Genomic DNA, 23,935 nt, shown 5'->3' on the forward strand with positions numbered 1-23,935 from the left:
TCGGAAGCAGGCAGCGGCTCAACCGGCAAGGTTCCAGGAAAAGTATGCGGGGCTTCCAGCCTAGATAACGCATCAGAGTGCGCAATAATAGCGCTAATTTCTGGATTATTGCCCCAAGCAAACCGCACAAACCCGCCGTGCCAGAAGAAACGCTTCTCAGGATTAATCCCAACCTTATGCAAAAGATCTTCCAGATATCGCCTTTTTATCTTGTTTAACCCTCTAAGATAAGGTTTTTTGTGCTCAGACACCACTTTCAGTAACAGATCATCAATGCGGTCATTGGAAAAATGCACTCCGGATGCGGCAAGAATTAAAAGTAAATAATACGGCTTTAGTTTTTCAAATACCGTATTTTGCATTAAAATCCGGCAGTGGTAAGAATTGTTAAAATGAGCTAAGATCTCCTCTGCTGTCATTCTTTGAAAATCAGCACGATGCGAATTTATATAGTCGGTAAGAATAAACCCAAGGTTAGACGCGGCATCCCCCTTTACGCCGTCTACGCGCAGCATCTTCATTATAATATGCACCAGCTGGCTCTGAACAAAAGATAAAATATCCTCAATACTATACGGATGCGGCGCACCTTGGCCGAGTTTATCTTTCCAGCGCCTGCCTTCAAAAACCCTGCGCGCCTGCGACAAAGAAATGAACCGGTAAAGCGCTCTGCGCGCAGCTACCATATCCTCAAGCTCAAAATAAATTTCCGCGATAAACTGAAGATTAATTAAAGAAAAATACCCGCCTTCAAATAAAGAATCCTCGTAATTACTAACTGCCTGCCGCTTTAACTGCATTGCCTCTTGCGTATTGCCCGAAACCCCTAAGATAAGCGCTTTACTAAATTGTAACTCCGCAAGCCGCGCAAAAACCTGCTGCACTTGGCCCGAGGGGTCATAAATTACATCGCGGTAATTGGGATATTCTTTTTTGTATTCTGCCGCCGCGCTTTCCGCGCTCTTTAATTTTACGTTTATATCACTTAATTCTTTGGACCAGTCTATATCGTAAGCAGCCAACGCCCAATTAAGCCAAAAGCGAACATAAATATTGGTATCCCTGCAGTCCATAAGTTTCTTTTTAAGAAAAGGCTCTGCCGCGGAGTGCCTAATACGGCCTAAACCCTTGATTGCCTCTGCCCGTGCCCCGAAATATGGGTCATCATTAGCTGCCAGCCCTAACATTCTAATAATTTTTTCTTTCTTCTCCTCCGGATGCCCTGCCTGGCCTAAATTATATATTGCTGCCATACGTTCAACGCGGTAGCGCGCTTCCTCTGCCGGATCCCGTATCCCCTTAAACATTTCTTGCTTGCATTCTTCCATTATTTTCTCTGAAATCTCATAAGCGTAAACCCAATTAAATACCGCAAAGCGAAGCGCCGGTAAATACCGCATTTTTCGGCGCTGCATATTGTCTATAAGGCCGGAAAGAATCTGGTCATACTTTTTGGCTTGGTCAAACTTCAGTTTTGCTTGTATTTCCTTAAGGCAGGTAGCATCCAAACATTTTGCTCTTCCACCAGTTAAGGAACAAAAAAGAAAATCAATCTGCTCTATCAAGCCTTCCATTTTCCGCTCAAAATCTTTATTGGTTTTGAAAACAAGCCCCGCAAAACTGCTTATCTTTCCGGAATCTATAAGCTCTTTATGCTCTTTAAGAAGGGAAACGATATTGGCGTAAACGCGGCCGGTAATCCCGCTTGAGATATGCTCATATGAAGTATAACGGTAGCGGCCCTCTAAAAATAAACTTTGCAGTTCTACGCGGCCTAAATAACTTAAACCGATTTGCGCGGTTGAAGAAGGAACAAAAAATACCCCTGCCTTTTTAATAAGGCATCTTTTGGCCTTGGGTGTCGCCACATTATGCGCTGCCTCAACAACAATTTTTCCTTTAAACTTTTGAGCGTAATCAAGGTTAAAACTATGCGGGGATCCGGTTAAAAACAACACATCAGCTCCGGATAGAGCAGATTTATCATTTTCTGATGAGGCGCAATAAATTAACTGCGGATACTCCTTGAGTATTTCTCTTTTGACTTCCGCCATTGGCGCATAGCTATGGCAACGCCTGATACTATCGTCTAAAGCATAAAACAGGCCGTTAGGCAAAGCGCCGTCCTGAACATACATTTCACCCTGATGCGACATATCTTTTGTGCTGTCCCTGCCGACAATCCCTGTAATATCCAACCGGGTTGCGTTTTCGCCAATTTCACGCGGCATTATCGCGTAATCTTGCATCGCCCGCCAAAGCGCCGAGGCATATTCGTTATTGTAACCAAAAATCGCCAAACGCATATTGCCTTTTTCAGCCACATGGCCCAGGTATTTTTTTCTGATATAATCGTCGTGGATTAATGCCCAAAACGCGGCAAAAGGAGCAATTCCCTCAACCCTATGCTCGCCGAAATCCGGGTTAATCCCCGCGCACGGCGGAAGCTCTAACGGCCGCTTAATAGCTTTTGCGGTATGCAAGGCGTATTTGTTAACAACCTCCATATCCTGACGGCTTATGCGCACGCCCGGAGTTACCACATAGCAAAACCCGAGAATCCCGGCAGTAACTAAAGACGCCCCCCATGCCTCTAACACCTGCCTGCGCTTTGAATACTTCTTCATGCTCAGCCGGCAATATGCCCCGCGCCAAGGGCTGACCCCGTTTCGGGAATTATCAATGCTTTCTGACATTAAAGGCACAAAACTTAAAATCTGGCTTTCTTCATTTTGGCTTTTGCCAAAATAAATATCCACTGATCCCTGAGAAATAGTTAACTGCGGATTAGCAAAATTAATATGATACGCTAATAATCCTTTAAAAACCCCTGAAGAAGTGCGCTTATTTGATTCATAAGTAAATGCCAAACGCCAAGATGTATCATGCGGCTTCCAATCCAGCGGCAAATACCGCACAAAGGCATCCGGCTTAAGGACAACGGTCAAAGCAACGCCCATGCGCCGACGATAATCCATATTAGTAGTTTCTATTGCCTTTAATAAATCGCTAACCAATTCTTGGCGAGAAATGCCCTCATTATTTACCGCAAGCAGATCAGCCAGCGCGGACACAGCTTCAATTTCATCTTTACTGCGGCAATTCTTTGTCTTTTTAAATGAAGCATACCCGTTATAAGCCAAATAGCGCAAAAAGCCGTTAATTGCCGCGTGCGGCAAAATAATGGCCAAATACCATAATATAAAATTGTGAATTTTAAGGAAAAATAATATATCCGAGAATATAAAAGTAAAAAGAGAAATAAAATTCTTCTCTATAGAGAAAGCTTTGGAAAATGAATGTTTCCAGTAAATATTCTCGTTGCCAAACATATGCCCGATATGCCAGAGAATTTGCGCAACAATAAAAACATAAAAACCGTTGTAAGAAGCAAAAGAAAAACTTGAAATTAACCCTGTGGCGGCCAGCAACTTGCCGATAACCCAGGCAATGACAATAGGTATTGATTCTACTGCTACCGGGCCCCAGACAGTGCTGTCGCCGTACAGCCACGACATCCAAGGCCATCTTCCGCCAGATGCCTGTAATGCCGCACGTTTCTTTTCTATGTGCTGGACAATGTCACGGGCATTTCTAAGGACTTGGTCCAAGGGCACCTTATTATTAAGTAATTTCACCCCGCCTTCTTTAAGCATATAACCGTTGTTGCCTTCACGCAGAAAAACTAAACTAACCGGCTGACTCTTTTTAGTAACTAAATGTTTGGGCCCTTTATCTATAATAATTGTTATCCGTCGCGGCAGCTGCTTAAGTTCCCCACCTCTTTTTAAATGCGATTTTTCAATGCAACGGATTATTTCATAGGCTTTATCTATATATTGTGTTGATCTGGGCTTAATCTGATCGGCATAAATTATCAAATGCTCTGGCATACCGCTGTTCCAGCCGAATTTTTCAGGATAATTAACCAGCGCGCGCATAGCGTTAATGCTTTTATTCGCGACAGCTGAAATACTGTGTTCCCCGAATTCCGCGGCAAGCATAGTTTTCTCTGCGTTAGAGAAAGCTAAAATATCAATTACATAAGCCCGCGGTTTATGGCGGTCAAATTCAAAACACTGATGCGCGACTTTAGGCGCGTAAAAAGGCACGGCTACAGCTTTAATTAACTGTTCATCTCTTAATATGGGATCAAGAAACCAGATATCCGGCTCTTTTTTATGTATGGCCCTATTCATAAAATTGATAACCCGGCCAGCCCCTACTCCTGATTTGAGAAAACCGATAAGGTTGCCGGGATTAAGATTGCTAAATGCCTTTTCCAGCATAGGAATACGCACAGGGATAGGATCATCTTGGCAAGAAACAAAATACAGCAGATGCTCTGAAGATAGCCCTAATTTTTTAAGCTGCGCGTCAACTAAAAGATGCGTTGAGTCAGTGTCAAAACGAAAAAGAAAATAATCATTCTTTACTTCGCCATCAACAATATGAATGAATAAGAGTTGACCGTGAGAATCAAGTGCCGGTATAAACACGCCTTCTACGCCGTTAAGCGCCACTAAATAATGATGATTGTCCTGCAAATTAAAAAATTCAAAAAGCGGGCTTTGCCAATAGGGGACATGAAATGAGGCAGGCCGCAAGTGAGAGCGCAATTTATCTAAACGGAATTTTTTCTTATAGACAATCCCCTCATCCGGGCACAGGCCGCCTTTATTCTCAGGACCGTTTCCTTCTATCTTATTGATGGACAAAGAATTCTGTTGGAACTGTCCCCATTCTTGCCCTGCCAACGCCAAGGCAGGGGCGAATTTAGGCGAGTATTTTTTGAGCAAATAAATAATCCCGGCAATGATAGAATACATAACAATTTGCTGATAGCTGACAGCTGACAGCTGACAGCTGAATCTGCAGGTAACCATATCCTGCCGTGGCGGTGAATCAGTAAATAGCGCGGATAAGACTTGCGCCAAAACAAGCACCGCGCCGATAATTCCCGGTAAAATAGAACCCAGCCTGCCCGGCAGGCAGGCATCCCCTTTATTTGCTAAGACCTCTACGGCATTAAACGTCTTCTTCTCTACCTTAATATAAACCTTGTTAATCTGAAGCTTGTCGCGCCAATCCTGAAAAGGAACCGGATAACAGTAATACCGGCATTCTTCATCCTCGCCGCAGGGCTGGCCCTTGTTAAGCGTAAGCCATATAAGCTGTTCGCGCTGTATCAGGTTAATATTCCTTAACAATGGATTACCCAACATGGCAATAAAGCCTTTTTCCTTGCTACCTACGCGCACATCTATCGGCTGGCGGTCATTCTCGTTCCAAATAAACGGGCCGGCTTCAAACAGATGGCATTGTTCTATGGATAAAATATTTTGCCCTTTACGGACAACTACCCCGGGGCCAAAAACAGGATAAGCGCTTGTAATATTACCTTTTTCATCCGTAACCATCTCCATGCGTATCCAATCTTTTCCTTTTTCAGACCAAACATAACTAACAAACACATTCTTCGCCCACCAATCCAATTTGCTGCCATCAGGCAGGTCGCGTATAGAACCAAAACGGGAAAGGCTGCGTAATGCCTCGCTTAATAAAACAAGCACTTCTTGCCTGCTAAAATCTTGCGGGAAAAATGTGGTGTAGCCTCTGGATAAAATGCCATCGCGAGGTTCGTTCAAAATATGGCGCGCAAGAATATGCGCTAAAGCAGCAGAAGAACACTTTTTATGATAAGGGATACTGCGCCCGCTTAGACGGATAAAACATTCCAGCCACCCCCGGAAATAATCGGGGTATCCATCTTTTGCAGTTTCTAACTCCCGCAGCTTATCTTTGACAAAATAGACAGCTTTTTCTTCGCCTTCCAAAATATACAGTTTTAGCGCCTGCGCCATTAAAACTTTAGTTTTGTAGATATAGCCGGGATGGCCTGTTGAACCTGCCTTGATTATTACTTCTGCCGCCTTTAAAGCTTCTTCTAACTGCCCCAAAGCAAAGCGTTTATCAAAAATTCTGGACCACACAAAAGACAGCTGCTGCATCGTAACATCCAAAGCTATTGATGCTTCTTCACGTGTCAGGATATAGCCTGCGGGATACAGCCCAAGAACTTCATTTATAGCTTTATCCGCATGATTTTCCGCCTTCATCATATCCCCTATAACTAAATATGCATGAGCTATCTGTTGCAAAACATAGATATGGCATAAATCCTTGGGCAGTTTTTTATATCTGCGTTCCAGCCTTAACAGATTATTCAAGCGGATTAAGGGGTCTGGATTACTTGTCGCATCACTTATTTCTTTCTTGGACACCAAGCCAGGTTGTCCGTTAGGGGGAACTTTTCTCTTCTCATTCTTTATTCTAAAGAACAAATTGTGTTTTTTTATTTTTTTTACCGCTCTCTTATGCTTGAGTATGGGCTTCACCAAAAAATCCAGGCTAACATTATTAACCTGCACAGCCTGCTGACAGACACCAACAAAAGCTAACCTGAATGGATTAAAATAGTAAAGATAATATAGGATTATTAATAATATGCCTATATGTATCGCTGTAATTAATGCGATAGGAACAGGAGTTATACCTATGCCTAAATAAGCAGCGCATAAAATAACAAATGCCAGCAGCAGGCCGCCTTCATTACCACTGTTAAGCCGCGCGCCCACCCAATACCCAAGCGGTATGTCGCTACTTGTGGCCTTGCGCCATCCATATTCCTGAAGCATGTTGCGCGTTGTTTCTTTATCCTGCATTTCTGCGTGATAAAAAATCTGCGGCGCGCCCGGGATGCGATAAGCCCTTTCTATTGAAATTGCGACATCGTTATCCCTACAGCAAAGAATATACTCACAATCAATGTCTGTTTCTTCATCATGCCGCGCCCAAAATTCAAATTCCCTTGCGCTTTGGTGATGCTCTTCTTCAATAAACCCAAGCAAATAATACAGGCTCAATATTTTATAATCTATTTTTGATACTACTTCTTCATTCCAATCAGCAAATTTAGTTACCCGGATTACAAAACGGTTAAGAAATGCTATTAAGTCTTCACCTTCAGCCCGGGCATAACTTTGCGCGCAGCAATTAAGTACAACCTGTCCTTGAAGAGCGCAATAAACCGGACGGCTATCTTGATCCGGGCACATGCCTTGGCTTAAAGATTTTTCTTCTTTAGCCCTAAACGCCGACGGACGGTAAATAATAGGGTATTTGAGGCAAGCAAACCGCGATTTTAAATTAAACCAGAATCTCACCACAGAAACAAACAGGCGCGGCTTCTGCATTTCTTGCAGGTATTGATAATGAATGGAAACAAGATCTTGTATCTCTGCGCAACGCTCTTTATCTACCCAGAAAAATGCCGGCGTATTGAATAAATATTCTTCAGCTTTTTTCTTTAATAACGCCGCATCTTTAATCTTGCCTGCCAACACATACTTATATAGTATCCATAACGCGATATTATTATCAACCATGGCTTCATTTTTACCGCTTGAGCGCCAAGCCAGCGCTTCTACCCATAAAGGAATGCCTGCGCCATCGCAATCGGTAAGAGAAACTCCCTTCGCAGTCAAGCCGGCATAATTTAACCGGGGAGATTCGGCTAACCCGTATAAATCCAGCTTAAACCGGGAGTCCATATTATTGAAACAAGCAATATCATTCTTTATAAATGGCTGATTATGAAAACTCCTTATTTCATGGTCAGGGCAAAGGTTAAAAATAATCTGGCGGGCAAGGCCCGGGCAGGCAGGATAAAACTTAGTTAAAATACGCAAGAAACCGGGATTCATTTTAATTACCGCGTTCAAGCGCTTGTTACCTTTCATATCCAGATAAGGCCGGGCCTCTATTCTAAGCGTATCGCGTTCCTTCATATTTTCAGAACTGATTTCCATTCTCTCCAGCTCAATTTTAAGCTTACTGGCTGCTTGGGAAAGCGAATTAAAAATCATTAGCGCTATACAGCGTTCAGCAGCTGTCAGTTTACGATGAGAATAAATAGGAAGAGAAACTCGCCAAGCGCTAAACTTTTTATGCAGGGATATTTTTATTGCGCTAAACTCCTCTTGCAGCTTTTGTTTCAATTTATCCACAAAAATCTTCTTAACGACTTTTCTAAAGTCTTTAACAATTGAGTTGCAAAAAACAGTTATAGCCAGAAAAACATTTCCACCAGAAAATCCGCAAGTAACTATTTCCGGCGGATGTGCCATAAAATAAGAATACAGCGCAAACGCTAAACTGCCCGCGAAAATAACAAAAGGCAGAATATCGTCTAATTCCACCCGATCTTTTCCAAAGCGCGGAATTAACATGCCGAATAATTCTACTATTTTACCGTTTCCTTTTTCAAGGTAGTCCAATGTCTCTATCCACTGCGTAAAATCTGAATTTTGCAAAGCAATTACCTTTAATAGCGAAAGCAGCTTATCTTCTATTTCTTTAGCGCGAAATCCGCTTTCTCTTTTTTTCCAATCACAGCTGGCACTCTCCTGAAGATCCCAGGCATAAATCCTCAGAGGATTTACTTTAGAAGATTTAAGCGCGATATAAGCTGTCAAATATAAACGGACAATTAAGAATACTTCTTCCTTGTTAAAGCCCTTTAACATAAGCTCTTCATAGGATCGAACATTAAAATACTCTAGAATCTTGCAAAAAGCATTTAACTTAATTAATATATTTTTATCTTGCGCATCCATAACAACCGGGTCTAATATTTTACCCGGAGAAGCAACCGGATTTTCTTCAGGGCCATTTTGAACCTTCATAGAGAAATCAGGCGCCTGAACTACAGTAGTTTCTTTAGCAGAGATTACTGCCATAATATTTCTTGCCTGGGCGCGGAAAGATTTCCGATGGCTCAAACATTTTAAAGACTTAAGCCACTGAGTTTTGTTTGTATCATCGGAAAAATAGGCTTGGACATCTACCGGCTGATGATCAACCCCCTGCTGGTCAATATGCGTGCCCATTCTTAAACCCGCGTTCATGGCTTCAGGGGTAACCACGCCTGAAAGCATTTTTAATGTCTTCGCGATGTAATCATCCGCGTCCCAGCGCGCGTAAGTAGAGTTGTACACCGGAAAGACAAAAAAACAAATCCGGAAGAATTTGCTAAAACGATAGACCCGTTCCAAACTTTGCCTTATCTTGTCCAGCCTTGCTTTATCAATTTGCACTTCAGAAAGGAATTGTTTTATCGATTCGGCTTCAAGAATGGCGCCCCCTGCGGCAAGCTGAGTAATTGCGCTCTCTTTTTTCTTACGGCGTTCATAGTTTTCTCTAGTATGGTTGATCAGCCAGCGTTCCATGCGCCCACGGGTAAACTGTTCATACATTTCATCCGGACGGGTAAGTTTCAACAGATAACAAACAAAACCTCCTATGGCAACAAATATCCCAACCTTTAATACAATATAAAATCCGGCAACAATTTTTTCTAAAGCTGCTACGCGTTCTGCGGTTAACTGTTGAAAAATTTCCTGGAATATGTTTGCGGGATTACCAACCAAAACGTCTTTGAGCCCTGCTATTTGCTGTCCAGCGTATGCCGCCTGAGCGGCGTAACTAAAGATTATAGTGATGAAGATAAGGCTCCCCAGCGCCAATTGCAACTCTGCTGAGTTAGCAAACCATTTAACTGCCGCGTTCGGGCGCAAGAAGGTATCGCGCATCCCTGCCTTTTGCGTTGCCCCCACCCAGGCGTTTTGGGGATCTGGGACATCGGTCATTCTGATTACGCCAAAAGAAAAAATACTCGGGCTGACCGCGTCGTAAAGCCTTTGCCCGTTTTCCACAATGCCTGTATCTATTACCCGGATATAACGTTCGCCTAAATTTTTATTCGCGGCTTGGATATTAAAAGCGCGGACTAATTTCTTATCGGATTTGGTAAATATTCGGGTCGCCTGCCTTAAATCTAAGGCCTTGATAAGCTCTTCTGCCAGGGGAGTATATTTCTCATAAAGACAATTTGTGTCAAAAGGCGCTGCCTCTCCTTTTATTTGAGAGATAATTTGTTCATTGATAAGAGGGGAATTACTATATAAAAACATAGCCGCAAAACACCAGCCGTTTATTCCGGCTGTATTCATCTGCTGTTGTGCCTGCGCAATGACTGCGGGCTGATGCATAAAATAATAAACTCCCGCGGCTATAGCAGCTAAGGCGGAGATAGCAAAAAGCATAAAGAAAAGCGGCAAAATCAAGCAGCCCTTCAAAGGCGCAAGCCTAATCTCTTCTTCCGCAATCTTCTTATAGCGCGGGTCTTGAGAAACTAATTCTATATACCTTGTATTCTTTGCATCCTTCTGAACCTGCACAATCTTTTTATTGGCAGAGCTTATTTCAATAATTTTACCGAACCTGTCTAAAGATGGGGTTTTATCATTTAAAAGCGGCTCATAGATCTGACTTAGTCTTTGTTCGTTTCTGGAAATACCCGTACTCTGCAAGATTTCATGAACAACAAACTGTGTCATAACCGCTACGTCAGAACCCTTAATATAGGCACTATCTATTGCCACCGCGAATTCCGCGTCTTCTCCACTTAAGTTACTACGGAAAAAGCTTACTGCGGGAAGAAGCGTTAGCGCCTTTGAATCTTTGGCCCGAGGGAAACCCTTGTTTTTTGTTTCTATCAAGAATATACGCAACTTAAAGGTTATGTTCTTGGCTTGGCCATCCCCAATTCTTTTTTCTAAAGTAACTTCCCCTTTGTCCAAAATATCTGCGGCTCTGTTCAAATTATTAACCTGCTTCTCATATGCATTAAACGGCCCTAATTTGGATAAAGCACCTGTGGCATTCCTGATCTGATCAACCATAAACACATAATTCATATCACCCGGATCGACACTAATCGTAAATTGCTTACGCATGTTCGCGTTAAGCAATATCTTCATTACATAATCTTTGGCGGTTTTTAAATCCTCTGGGGTGGCCTCCAGATCAAGCGGCGCGCTTTTGGCAGAACCATTGTGTTTTCCATACTTTTCATCAAACTTCTTCCAGAAACCCTGCCCGAAATTCGGACGGCATTCACGATCATTACCATTTATTATCACCCTGAATGTATTCGGGCCGTACCTGCCGTCAATCACAGTTTGCTTTCCATCGCAATTGGTATTCTCAAAAGTTACCACCCAGGCGTCATCTATTCTTGGCCCGTTGCTAACTACTGCTTTCTTCTTTATCACAGGCACAGGAGAATGGTTGGTTGGTGTTGCCGAATTTATCTTCTCAACAGGCAAGACTTGCAGATTCTTTTCCTTGGCGAATTCCTGCAATTGGGCAAGGCCTGTTTTCTGGCAAGCGCTAACAAAACATTTCCACTTGTTAGCATTGTTGCAAATTTCAGAATAAATCTTAATTAAATCCTCCCGATTGCCGGGATGCTTTAAAGCAGAAATTAAATCTTCAACGAATACAGGATTTATTTTAAAATTGCTTCCGGATAAAATATTATTCCAATTACCGCTATTATTTATTAATCTTACGGAAAAATCATTGCCTTGGTATTTACCGCTAATTTCAATCATACGCGTATCTTTACCTGAAGCCCCAGTTTTCACTCCATCCTTATTTATACTACAAGACAAATCATACTCCGCTTCAGCCTGCACAGGCTCTTCTGCCTTAAGCGCTTCTATTTTCGGCTCTTCTATTTTCGGCGTTTCAACCACAGACTCTTTCACTTCTGCAGTTTCTATAACAGGCTTCAGCTGCTCTACTAAAGGCTTTGGCTCTTCTACTACTGCTACTGCGGGCTTTTGCTCTTCTACTATTACTGGCTTTTGCTTTATTACTTCAGCTGCTGCATCCAGATCATCTTTTTGCATCAAAAATTTTACTAAGGCATTATCATCAATCGGCCCGTCCGGCAGCTCTTTACTTTGCTCAACCATGCGTTCCTGCTCAAGAATTCTTCTCTGCGCTTCTGCGCGATTTTTCTCAACAAGATCTCTCTGTATTTTTATGCGATTGCCCTCATGAAGCAGATCTTCAGGAGAAATCTTGCCTTCAGTAGCGCCCATTACATTTAATATCCATTCATCCCTATTCAGCCCATTTTCATGCTGTAACAGGGGATCTTTTATGCCCTTATCAATGTCATTCTTAATCCCGCCCTCATGCACCAAAGAAGTAAAAAGCGGCGCTTTATGGCCTTGATGGGCTTTTGCCATAACCGAGAATGGTAAAATAGGCACGCCATTGCCGTTGTTGGTTGCGCGGGTAGTTTTACCACCGACGTTAAAATATTTTCCTTTCTCCATTACACCAGGCAGTTCAACAACAATAATAACCTTGGCGCATAATTCAAACGGTTTGTCGACACGCGTGTTAATAAATTCTCTAGCCTTCTTGTATTCCTCTAATAAGGCTTCAATAGTTTTAGCATGATCCTTAAGGTATTCTGGATTAAGCTTGCCATTAGCATAAACTTCTTTTTTCCAATCAATGCCGTTATCGGTTTTAACTGTCGAGAATAAGATAAATGTTCCTTTGGCCTTAAGCATTTCCATGAAGATTTTATATTCCCCATTCCCAAATCCCAGATCACTGCCCCGGTCTTGGCTTGTGTGGCTATTTTCAAATTCCAAACGCGCCCTCAACACGTTAAAACAAGGCAGAGAAAAGATTTCCTTGTTGGCAGGATCTGCGAATGCTAATTTCCATTCTTGCCAATGCTCCGTTATCTCACGCGCAACAACAGAAATATGCCTACTATTTTCCGGCTTGCCAAGTTCTTGGGCCAATTTCTCAAAAAATGGGGAATCTTTGGTCCCTGGTAAAAGCACGTTCCATATAGGCTTCACCGTAGTAACAAAAGCAGAAAAATCGTTTAGGCCGTACTTTCCTAATATTGTGATACAGTGTTCTTCTTTCTCCTGACTTCCACCTGTGACTAAACCTGATCCAAAACTAAGCTTGGTGCTACTTATATCTACTTTCCTTATTGTTACCGGCAAATCTTCATCTTTCTTGCTGAATACAGCCGGTTTCGGTTTACGCGGACGATATTCTCCTTGAGACTCCTGATGGGTTATTTGCAATAAAACGCTAAACATTTCCCGCGGCAAATAAAACATCGTCCTCTCGGCACTGCTATTTATTATTGTAATAACCATATCGGAACCAACAGGCTGGATTTTCTCTATTACATACTGTGGCATTTTACTATATTCTTCTTTTATACGATTAGCCTGCGCATCATAAATATCTTTTGTAATCTTTTCTTGCTCAAACAATACGCCTAAAAGACAAGTTTCATTTTCTAATCCTTTTTTATGCTGATCTAACGCAGATAAATGCTCATTAATAGAGCTTATCGCCCCTAACTCATGGACCCAAGGCACCAATACAAGATGCGGCATTTTAGATTTTATGGCTTGCTTAATATATGTAAACGTAATATACGGCACGCCTTCGCAATGCGTTGCGCGCGTCTTTTTATCATTGACAACAAATCTGCCGTCCTGTTCATCAATCATTCCAAAAGGCAACCCTATAACAACACGCAATTCTTTAGCCAAGTTAAATGGCCTAGCCTCCAGGCTATTAATAAACTCATTTAAATCATTTAAGAGGCCTATTAGCTTTGATAATCCATCTTGCGCTAAAGAAGAAGCGCTTGTTATTCCGTTGTGTTCAACTAATTTAGATAATCTCCATTTACCCTCTTCAAGAATAAAGGAAAGATATTTCCCTTGTTCATGTATCGCCTGCATCAAAATATTATAATCATTTACATCTAACCCCCAGTCGCTGCCCCGATCTTGGTTTGGTTTATCTTGCGGCTTGGGATGATTGGGAAATATTACTTTTAATGCATTTATTAGCGGGATATACGCAGCAATTTTCTGCTTGTCGCCCTTATTTTCAGAGACAAATTTAACAGTTTGCGGCCACATCAACTTCTTAAAACCTGCCATTAATTGCTCATACGGCTTGACTTGACCAAGCATTCTTTGTGCTTCCTGCGCGATATCCGGATTTTTCTCTAATTCTCTGGCCTTAACTAAAAATTCCTTGTAGGCAATCATAAATGGGGCAACTTTAAGCAAAAATTTACTTATCTCAAAATCTGCCATGTTGTTGGTAAATGAAGCCTGAAAAACTTTAGACTCTTGAGCCAACTTTGCTAATGAAGCAACCAGCTCCTGAATAAGCGGCGCATACAAAACCTCCGGCTTCTTGGTTACGCTGGCGTTTAAATCCACAGCAATCACTTCCATCTCATTTGATGCCGCAGTAACAGCCGGATCAACAGCCTGTGGCTTAATTTCTTCGGGTTTTTGTGTTTGCGCGGTAGCTATCGAGATTGCTGCCTCCTCTATCTGGGCCGGCTGGCTTGTTGTTAAGCCAGATGTTGCTATGCCATTTTCAGGCTCATGTTTATACTTCTCTTTATCTTGCGCCAAAAGCTTATCATATTCTTCTTCTAGCAGACTTAAATTATTATTATGTTCCTGCCGCCATTTATGGAATAATTCTTTTCCTTTATCTTTCTTAAACTCTTGCGTCATAAGCTGCTCAAGCTCTTTAATCATTTTTTCAAGCAAGAGGTATCTATCATAGTATTTACCAGCGTAGAATACATCGCGCTTTGTTTTCATAAAATCTAAACACTGCGGAATTTTATTCGTGATTTGCCGCTTAAGCCGGGTAATCTGGGCGGTGTCCTCAACCCTTATTTCCACTTGAGCCGGTTGTGCCGGCTTCTGCGGATAGGTTTGTTTTTTGGGCTTCCCGAATGCAAAAAAGGAAAATCCCGCCATTGCCGCTTCCGTGTCCCGGCCCAAGAGCAACCAGAGTCCGATGATGCCGATAGCGAGGAAAATACAAAAGAGTCCCTCTATGGGCATAGCAGATTCATCTGTAACAGGCACCATCTTAACCGCGCCTTTAGGTTCAATAGGAATGTTGTCCCAAACGAGGGTTATTTTTGTACCGGTTGTGGCGGCCTCTTTAACTTTAAGCAAATAAGGTTCTCCTGAATCGCCACGCTTTAAAAGCCACCAAGCGCCGCCAGTTTTTGCTATTGCCCGAGAAACAGACGCAAATATTTGATGCATACCGTTGCCGCGTTTGGACTGCATTGCACCGCTATGAATCATATTACTATTTAATAATACTTCTGTTAAATTAGCTATACCCGGGCCATTATCCTGACCGACTACAATAAACGACTGCGTAGGCTGTTGCGCGTCTTTCTTCAAAATAACTTTAACCTCTCCGCCTTGTCCATGCTGCATAATGTTACTAATAAGCTCGCAAAAAGACTCGCCCACACATAAAGCCACCTGTGAATTTTTCTGCATGAAACTTACGAATTCTTGCTTAACAAAAGCTTTAATATCCCCCATATCTTTCTGGGGAGGAATCCGTAATACATAAATACTGTCTTCTTGAATATTATTAATCGCATCAACTTCTTTCATATTTATGTTTTCTTGAATAACTGTAATTCTATCATGCAGGGCTTGGTTAAACTCTCGGGCAAATTCAAGAAGAAGCTTATATTTTTCTTCTAAAGGCATCCCGGCTTTTAATCCTCTCTTGATTGAAAAATCTTTTAACCAAAACAAAACCTCTTCCGAAGCGCTTAAATCACTAAGCAGGCCGTGGAAATATTTATAGTAGTCGCTGAATTTATGCTGCGGTTTCTTGCCTTGGGAAATTAGTCCGGAAATAGCATCATAAAAACCCTGCGTCCCAATACAGGGGGCCTGGGCCTGATTAAAACTATTATTAAGGTTAAAACTGAAGGGCTGCACACTATTTCTGCCTGTGGAAAGGATACCAACGGCTTCGGTGGCGCTTATTCTTTCAACAAATCTGGAAACCATCTTTTTTATCAAAATCCTCTGGCTTAAAACCGCCTGCCCGCGGCACTGCCCGGTAACAATGTTACATTTGATAAGAGCGGTAAACAGAGAATTAAAGATCAATTTCCGGCGCAGGTCATTATTTTTCCAAACCCGCCCGAACTTCTCAATTGCCGCAAGCAGATTCTCCTCGTCAGGCATGCCATATTGGTCAAACTCAACGATAAAACCATTACCTGTTCCTTTTGCTTCATCAAATTCCTCAATTATTTCCGGCACTGCTCCGTCCCTAACTCCGATTAAGGCCGCGCCGCAGGCCATCATTGCCTTCATAAAGCCTGTGGCGGATGCTTCCATCTTATTTACAGAAAACATAATAAAAGCTGACAAGCCGCGCAGAATCAACTTTGCCACTGAATAATCATATTTGGGTATCTCGCCTAATCTTCCATTTAATCTGGGGTTACTATTACACAATCTGCTTATAAGATCTCTGACCTTATCAGCAAAAATAGATTCAAATTTACGCCCGCCAACCAAAGAAACTATCCTTGACTTAATAAACCTTTTCTGGCGATTATCATCGCCTGCCAAAGCAGAAATAACCCTATCCGCGCATTTATAACCTACCATACGCCGAAGCGCCGCGGCAATCGGCCCATCCCAAACTTGTATATCATATGATGCCAGCCAACCTGACAAGTTTTGGCGCTGCTTGGCTAATATCGACTCAAGCTCATCAAGAAACGCCTCTTTATAGCAATGATTCTCTTCAAATTTATGGCGCAAGCCTTCATCATCATCTTGCGCAAGCTCAAAAAACTCTTTATATGACTTAATAAGCGCTCTTAATTCTTTTGACTGCCAAACATCCGGATGCACGCCGTTAGTGATATGGATGGAATCCATTTCTTCTTCCTTGGGCATAACCTTACAAGAGTGCTCTGGGTGCGTAAAGATTTCATTTCTTAAGATACGAGTTACTTTCTTGGAAACCCCTAAGATCATATCCGAACATTCAGCCGCCAAATAGGCAAGCTGAATACGATCCCCCTGCGCGCAGATACTACGGTATTTTTCTTTGATCCGCCACTTCTGGAAGAAATCAATCGGGAACGTCTTCATCCCTGCCGGGACTACAGTATGGTTTATATGGATAACAAGGGCATTCTTAAATGCCGGATCATCTCCAAATTCATCATCACAGGCCTGCGGAATCATTACCGCGGTATACATTTCATTCCCGATAATAATTAACTGCTCATTTACCTTTGCTTTTTCTTTCAAGTCCCTTAGATGCCTTAAAGCAACCTGGCGCTGAAGGTGCATCTGCATCCCCTGTTGATTGAAATCATCAGGATATAGTCCGCTAAATACATACGCCTTATCGCTTGTATCGTTATAATTAAAACCGCCATCCAGAAGATAAAATACACGCATTCCATTGGGAAGAGTATAAGAATAGGCTTGCGTCTGAACATTGCCCGCTTTCTTATCCCATACTGAAAGATCAGACTCACAAATAAAATCTTCTTTTTCAAGGCAAGAGGTTAAGATTTGAATAAGCTGATCATCCAGCTTCCAGGATACTCCGTCAGCATTATGGATCCAACTGCGGTAAATCGGCATATACATAACTGTATCAATGCCATTATCCTGCCAGCCACGGCCTAAGTCCGGCATAAGAGCCCCCAAACCGCCAGCGCAATTTGACTGGGAAAGCCTGCTTATAAGGTCATTTATTTTCTCATCCGGATATTCTAAAGAAACCATCTTTTCTCTTACCTTTGCCAGCAGCTCTTGAGGAAAAGCCATTTCTTCCTGAAAAGAAACTACTGTGCTTCGGCTTACATCAGGAGCGTGTAGCGCCGCGAAAGAAATAACCCTTTGCGGCAGCTCATGATCAGCTACTAACTCAAACTGGCTGGTTAAGCTGGAGGGAATTTCTTCTATGCGCATCAACGCAAGGCGCGCGCGGGCAGTAATAAGCAATCCTAAGAACTCATCATTTTCAAAACCGCAGATTTTCTTGGAAAGTACCTCTATGCAGGCATCAAGGATTTTAGGGTTGCGCAAGAGATAACGCAGGCTATGGCTTAGAGCCGGCTCTTCTTCGCGCTGTCCTTTTAAGTGAGAAATTGTTTCGTGATAGTAATTAAAATAGCGGAATAATTTCAATGCTTGCGCGTGCTCTGAGTTATCGCGCATTAAACTATATGTATACGAAGTAAAGTTATTTTGCCACTGGCCAACAGCTAAAGACGAATCTATCTGAGGAACAAATATTACAGTAAATTCTTCTAAAGGCGCATCTTGGTTACCTGGAGGAGAACACTCAAGGGTAGATAACCACTCTATGTAATCTTTCCAGAAAGATTCTATTCTAAGAGCTGCCATGCCAGCAAGCTCAACCGGTAAATTATCTATATCGCTTTGGTCAAAATCAAAATTAAAGAGCGTAAAACCTCTGCCACTTGTGTTTGGCGCGATACCAAGCTGAATCTCAATCCTGGGTAATTGTTTTTCCTGATCATCGGGCTTGTTATGCATAGGAGAAAAGTTAATTGGAAGCGTTTTCATTTTGGGCGAAATAAAAACGCCCCTGCGGGCAACATTATTAGTTGCCCGCCCAGGAATTGTTATTGGTATTAAGCGCGGCGTTGATTTTCTCCCTAACAAACAGCCCCATCTCATTGCTGAGCTCAAGCCAGTTACCAGAGCTTGTCTGGCCTTGGACATGGCCGTCGTTATTGACGATAAAATGGTATTCGTGAAACCATTGAGGATAGCGCGCGTTAGCGAAGATGCAGTCCTGGCGAGGCATGATAAGGGTAAACTCAAGGTCCTGTAGGCTTTGCATGCTGCCACCTCCTTTTTATTGAAATGCCGGGACGCCTTCTTTACGAAAGCAACGATTGCACCCCACCAGCCACGGAAGGAGAAGCAACCTGCCCCGGCATTTCGGAAAACTATCAATAAAACTATTGTTAATATAGGCATAAGAATAACCGGATAACTTATAATTGCCCACAATACCACCAACACGGAAACCGGCTCAAAAGAAAAGGTGATTTTTGACTGGCTATTGCAAGAATTATCTGCTATATCATCAATCCACTGCCATTTTTCTTGAGAAGCTACCAAGCTATTATCAAGCTGTTTCAGTATTTTCTCTTTATCCTGTAAACAGCTGCTTTCAGAAAATACAACGCGCACTAAATTACCCGCTGCCAGCTGAAATTGACCGACGAAAACAGCTAATATATTTTCCGGAAAAGAAACCCACTTACTGCCATCGTAATATTCAAACCTGACTAAATTTGGATTAAGCTCATAGATTACTGATGCGGAAAGAATATGCAAATCTTTACCCAATTTAAGCATTCCTGTAGGCTTTTGTTTTTCTCTTATGGAGAAACCTGCCTGTTCTTTAATATTAATGCCGGACTCTTGGGCGATTATATCTCTAACACCAGAAGCTACTGAAGATAACGCGGTGTTCAACTCATTATAGAATGTTTCATCTATGTTCTCGTGGACAGAAGCAATTATATTATTCAATAAAACGTCAACGCCTGTAAGATCATCCCTGCCGGAGTGTAAAATGCTTCTCCAGGCCACATACTTTGGAATAATCTGCGCTGGCATACTTAAGAAAAATTTAATACCCTTGTTTTCGGATAAACAAAAACGCGCTAACCAAAATTCAGGCATCTTCGCCAAATCTCCGCATAAAGATACTTCCACGCCTTTTTGAATAGCCTCAAGACAAACATGATGAATTTGCCTGACCATCTGCGGAACAACCGCATTGTAATAATAGTCAAACTTTTCCCTGTCCATGCGGTTAATACCATACCAAGAGCTTATTAAATCATTGCTCCCGATGCTTATCCAGCTGATGTTATGGCCTAAGATTTCAGAAGATAGAAGCTCTTTCAAAGCCTCTACCGCTTGTTTTGTCTCTACCATAATGCCCCATTTGAACATATCAATATCGGAATAATTCTCTGCGTCTTTTAACTCCCAATCCATAGCTTGGGTGATAAGGCCCTCTATGGCTTTTATGTCGCCAGAGCTTTCTACCATAGGAAACATCACCCTAAAATTTTTATGCCCAAACCAATAAAGGCGCAAATAAACACGTAACTGTTGTACAGCAAGCGCCCTTCCTAAGGGATGCTCCAGATAGAATTTATTGCCCTTATAACGGCTAAATATAAATTGCGGGCATTTATCTTCAGTTACATCAAGCACCCTAAAATCCACTTCTAAACTGCTTGCCTTTAGCACTTCCTGAACACTGTTAAAGATATTTTTCGTAGAGGGAATAAAGATACCAGGATAGAAATACATTTCCGTGCGGAATAACCCGGCGCGTGAAGCTGCGTTTTCTTCCGCTTGCTTTAATTGCTCCGGAGAAATAACGTTGGCGCGCGGCAGGATCGTGTGGCTATCGGCAGCTTCCTTAAGCTTAGTATTATAATAAATATCTTCTTTCTGTTCTTTTTCCATCAAAAGAGAAAACTCCTCTTCCCTGATAGATGTTGGATAAACATATACTTTGCCGGTAGAAAAAATAAGCGCTTCAACATTTTCCCCGGAGTTAACTAAGCTATTACAGCTATTCCTCTGGGCATATCGTTTATCCACAATAATCACCGCAACCCCATCTGACTGGGCGCAAAGCGCGTAATGGCATTGAGTGGTCCCTTCAGAATTGATAATAGCCTTTAGCCTCTTGCCGTAGAACTTTTTTATATCATCATATTGCACAGGCGTTAATATCTTATCTAAGACCAGAATAACCGGCTTCTCTATGTTTGTAGACATACTAAACATCGTCTGGAATTCTACCTTACGGATAATATAATCGGCAATACCGAAAAATTGCTTCTCTATGCCATTTAATATATACTTTTCCTTCTCTTTACGGGAGACAATACCCAGGGAGCCCATATATTTATCATATATATCCATAAGTTGGCTAAATTGAGACAGCGTTTCCGGAGCTAAAAATGCTTCTTCCAGAAAAATAGACCTGTAGCTGTGGTGGCCAAAATCTTCGGGCTTGCCATAATAATCATTAAGCCTTTTTAAGGCCTTGGACAAATATTCACGGTTGATCATAAACCACGAAGCAATAACCTGGTCTTCATCAACAAGATTGTAGCTTTGCAGCTGTTTCAAGAGCTCCTCGGTAATCGCAATAGCTTTAACAAATCTTTCCTTATTCTGTTGATAAATAAGATCGCACAACTTGCTTGAATTGCATTTGCTTTGGCAGATCAACTCCCAAAGCAAATCTTCTAGAACATTGGTGGCCTCTGCGCAAAAATAATCCAAAAGAGTAGTTTCGGCCTTTGAATCCTGCAGCATGTTTATTTGATCAACAACATACCCGATTGACCATTTTGCCTGGGGCTTCACAAACACTTCACAATGTAAAATGCTGGAATACACTGGAATCCTCTCGGAAAGAAGCTGAATCGATCCCATCCCCCTTAAAAATGGGTCTACTACTGTTTTTACTGCTTGGCACAGTGAAGATCTTTGCTGCTCTACAAATAAATCCTGATCAGGGATAAACTGTTCCGGCATAAAGTAAATCTCTGCCCCTGAGCATATTTGAAGCGCGCTAAAAATAGACTGATCGGCGCTTTCTACTTTGCGTATAATATCCCCTTCTAAGCAATATGACTCTAAAATCTCTCTGTCACCGCCGATGATGAAACTTTCGTCTTCTAATAATTTTGCGATATCTGAAGACCGCTCAAGCTTATTTATATTGGCAATGACTTTATCCATAAAAGAAGAAATAATGCCTTTTATTTTCCCGGATAACTCATCTGACGGCAAACTAGCGAAACGTCTGCAGATATAATCAAGATTATTCAGGACTGTTAAGACATGTATGAGCAGGCGGTCGCGCCTGTCACGCTTAACGCGCACCAAAACACCATGGAGCGATTTAGAAATATTACTGCTTAAGATCGGCACTTCACGCTCTGTGTTTTGAAAAGGCTCAATTATTTCTCTAATATCCTGGTATCCTGCAACTTGGACTTGTTTAATGCGCGCCATACGGTGGGTCGAGTTTTCTTCAAGCTCCGCGTATTCATGCGCGGAAAGAACGCTTAGCGATACCTGAAGTTTTTCCTGCGGGAAAAGCTGCAGCCATTTCTCATAGGCTTCTTGCGTAAATACGATACTCAAAACTCCGTATATCTGGAATTTAGTGATATAAATATTCGGCGCGCGGGCAGGCTGCGTTTTTAACAACATGAATTGCACGGGCATAGGAACAACTCCGCTTTGCGTGATATTTCTTGCCTGCTCAGGCAGAACCAATTCGTATTGGCCCTGATCAATTAATTTCTTCACATCTTCACGAGCCTCTTGCGAACCATTGCCAAAGAAGCCTTCTGCGGCAGATGCATCTTTATTAGGGGCAGACTTGGCAAGACCGGAATAGATATCGATGTTTACCATAGTGCCTAAGACATCGCTTTTTATATTAAAATTATGGTAAAATGGGTCGTTTTCTCTGCTTAGTATTGATAAACCTAAACCGTGCGTATAAGCTGTAGAGTAGCCGTGCTTTAAAGCTTTGGCGATATCAACTATCCCCGGGCCTTTATCCATGCAAACCAGTTTGATCCCGCGCAGAGCGCCTGAATCATCATAAAGATACGCCATAATTAAAATACCGCGCTCGGCAAACTTCCAAACATTGCTTCCCAGTTCTCTTGCCGCGAATTCACCCTTAGAAGACATGTCCAGATTATTCTTACACGTCAACATCCCGCACTGCTCTTCTGCTTTATGCACACCTTCTGTGATTTTATCAAGGTAAAACGCTCCGTCTCTGGTTAAGGCAGTATCAAAAACTATCTTCTGCCCCAATTCTGAAGCTATTCTATCAAACGTAAGCTTAGAAATATGTTTTTCAGGATTATCCAACACCCAAAATTCAACGATGGTTTTCTCTTCTTTAAGCCCATCGAGCATCTGCTTAGCCGCCTCAATATTCCCGTGCTTCAGCGTCTCCCAAACTTTATGCAGGAAGTCTGCCTCGGAAACTTTATTTTCTTCTATGGGCGCGTACCGTTGAAAGCCTAACAATTTATAGCCATCTTTTCCGGTACGAATATTAGCTGACTGAATAAGGTGACTTTGCGGCGGGTTACCCCTTAATATAAAAATTACCCCGCCGACACAAAACGCAACACCTAAAATAGAAATTATACTCAATGGCTGGCCAAGGAAGATTACAGAAATCAACAAAACAAATATCGGCGAGGTATTATTAATACTCTTGGCAGTTGACGTCTCAAGATAATCCAATGCCCGGTAAGTCAAAAGAAGAGTAATAACGCTGATAGCGGCAATTGCCAAAATCGGCAGATTAAATATCAGTGAACGGCTTTGAGAAGCTAAACTAGTTAACAACACCATTACCGGCAGAGAAACAGGATAAGCCAAAAATACCAAATCAGTGGCTTTTATAAAAGACCGGGTTCTTTTCTTGACAATTTCCGCCAATCCATAAGCTGTACTGGAAATTGAAGCAAATAACACGCCCAAGGCACTTACTTCTCCGGCTTTATGTGCCCCGGCAAACCAAAGGCTGATGCAGACACCAGATAAAACAATGAAAATCCCTAAAGTCTTCTTGAGCGTTAGTTTTTCTTTCACCCCTAAAAACCCTCTAGCAGCGACAATAACCAAAACCACCGGTGAGCTCTTTACGATAATTTCCGTAATTAAAGCAGAATTATGCCGCAAAGAAAGGTAATCAAATGGAGATGCGATAATCTGCTGTAATAATATCCCCAGAGCAATAATAAAAAGATAATTACGGTTATGCGCTAAGAATTCTTTTGGCTTAGCGAATGAAATTAATAATCTCTTTGTTGCTTGGCGCTCGGCAGGATACAGAATAAGACATATGGCTTTATAAATAGCCAGGCCAAAAAAAGCATAGAGATAATAATTTACCTGTATCTGTAAAGGCGTAATACCGCTCTTAATCAGCGCCTTGGCGCAGAAAGGCTTAATCGCGATTAAAACCGCCGAACAACACACCATTAATGCTCCTTTGTATTTACCCGGTATTTTCCGCC

1 protein-coding gene (cut by a window edge) is annotated in these 23,935 nt (G+C 42.0%); it reads right to left on the minus strand.

What is annotated here, in order from left to right:
- On the minus strand, positions 1-23,900 hold the 5' portion of the coding sequence (locus MUF05_01055; protein MCU0665675.1) for a GNAT family N-acetyltransferase. It extends 20,719 nt beyond the left edge of the window; 23,900 of the gene's 44,619 nt are visible here — the first part of the coding sequence; it begins with the start codon at positions 23,898-23,900; the stop codon falls past the left edge of the window.
- Positions 23,901-23,935: the final 35 nt, after the last annotated feature.

The organism is Candidatus Omnitrophota bacterium (genome assembly GCA_025453395.1).
Taxonomy (GTDB): Bacteria; Omnitrophota; Gorgyraeia; order Gygaellales; family Profunditerraquicolaceae; genus JAlOQK01.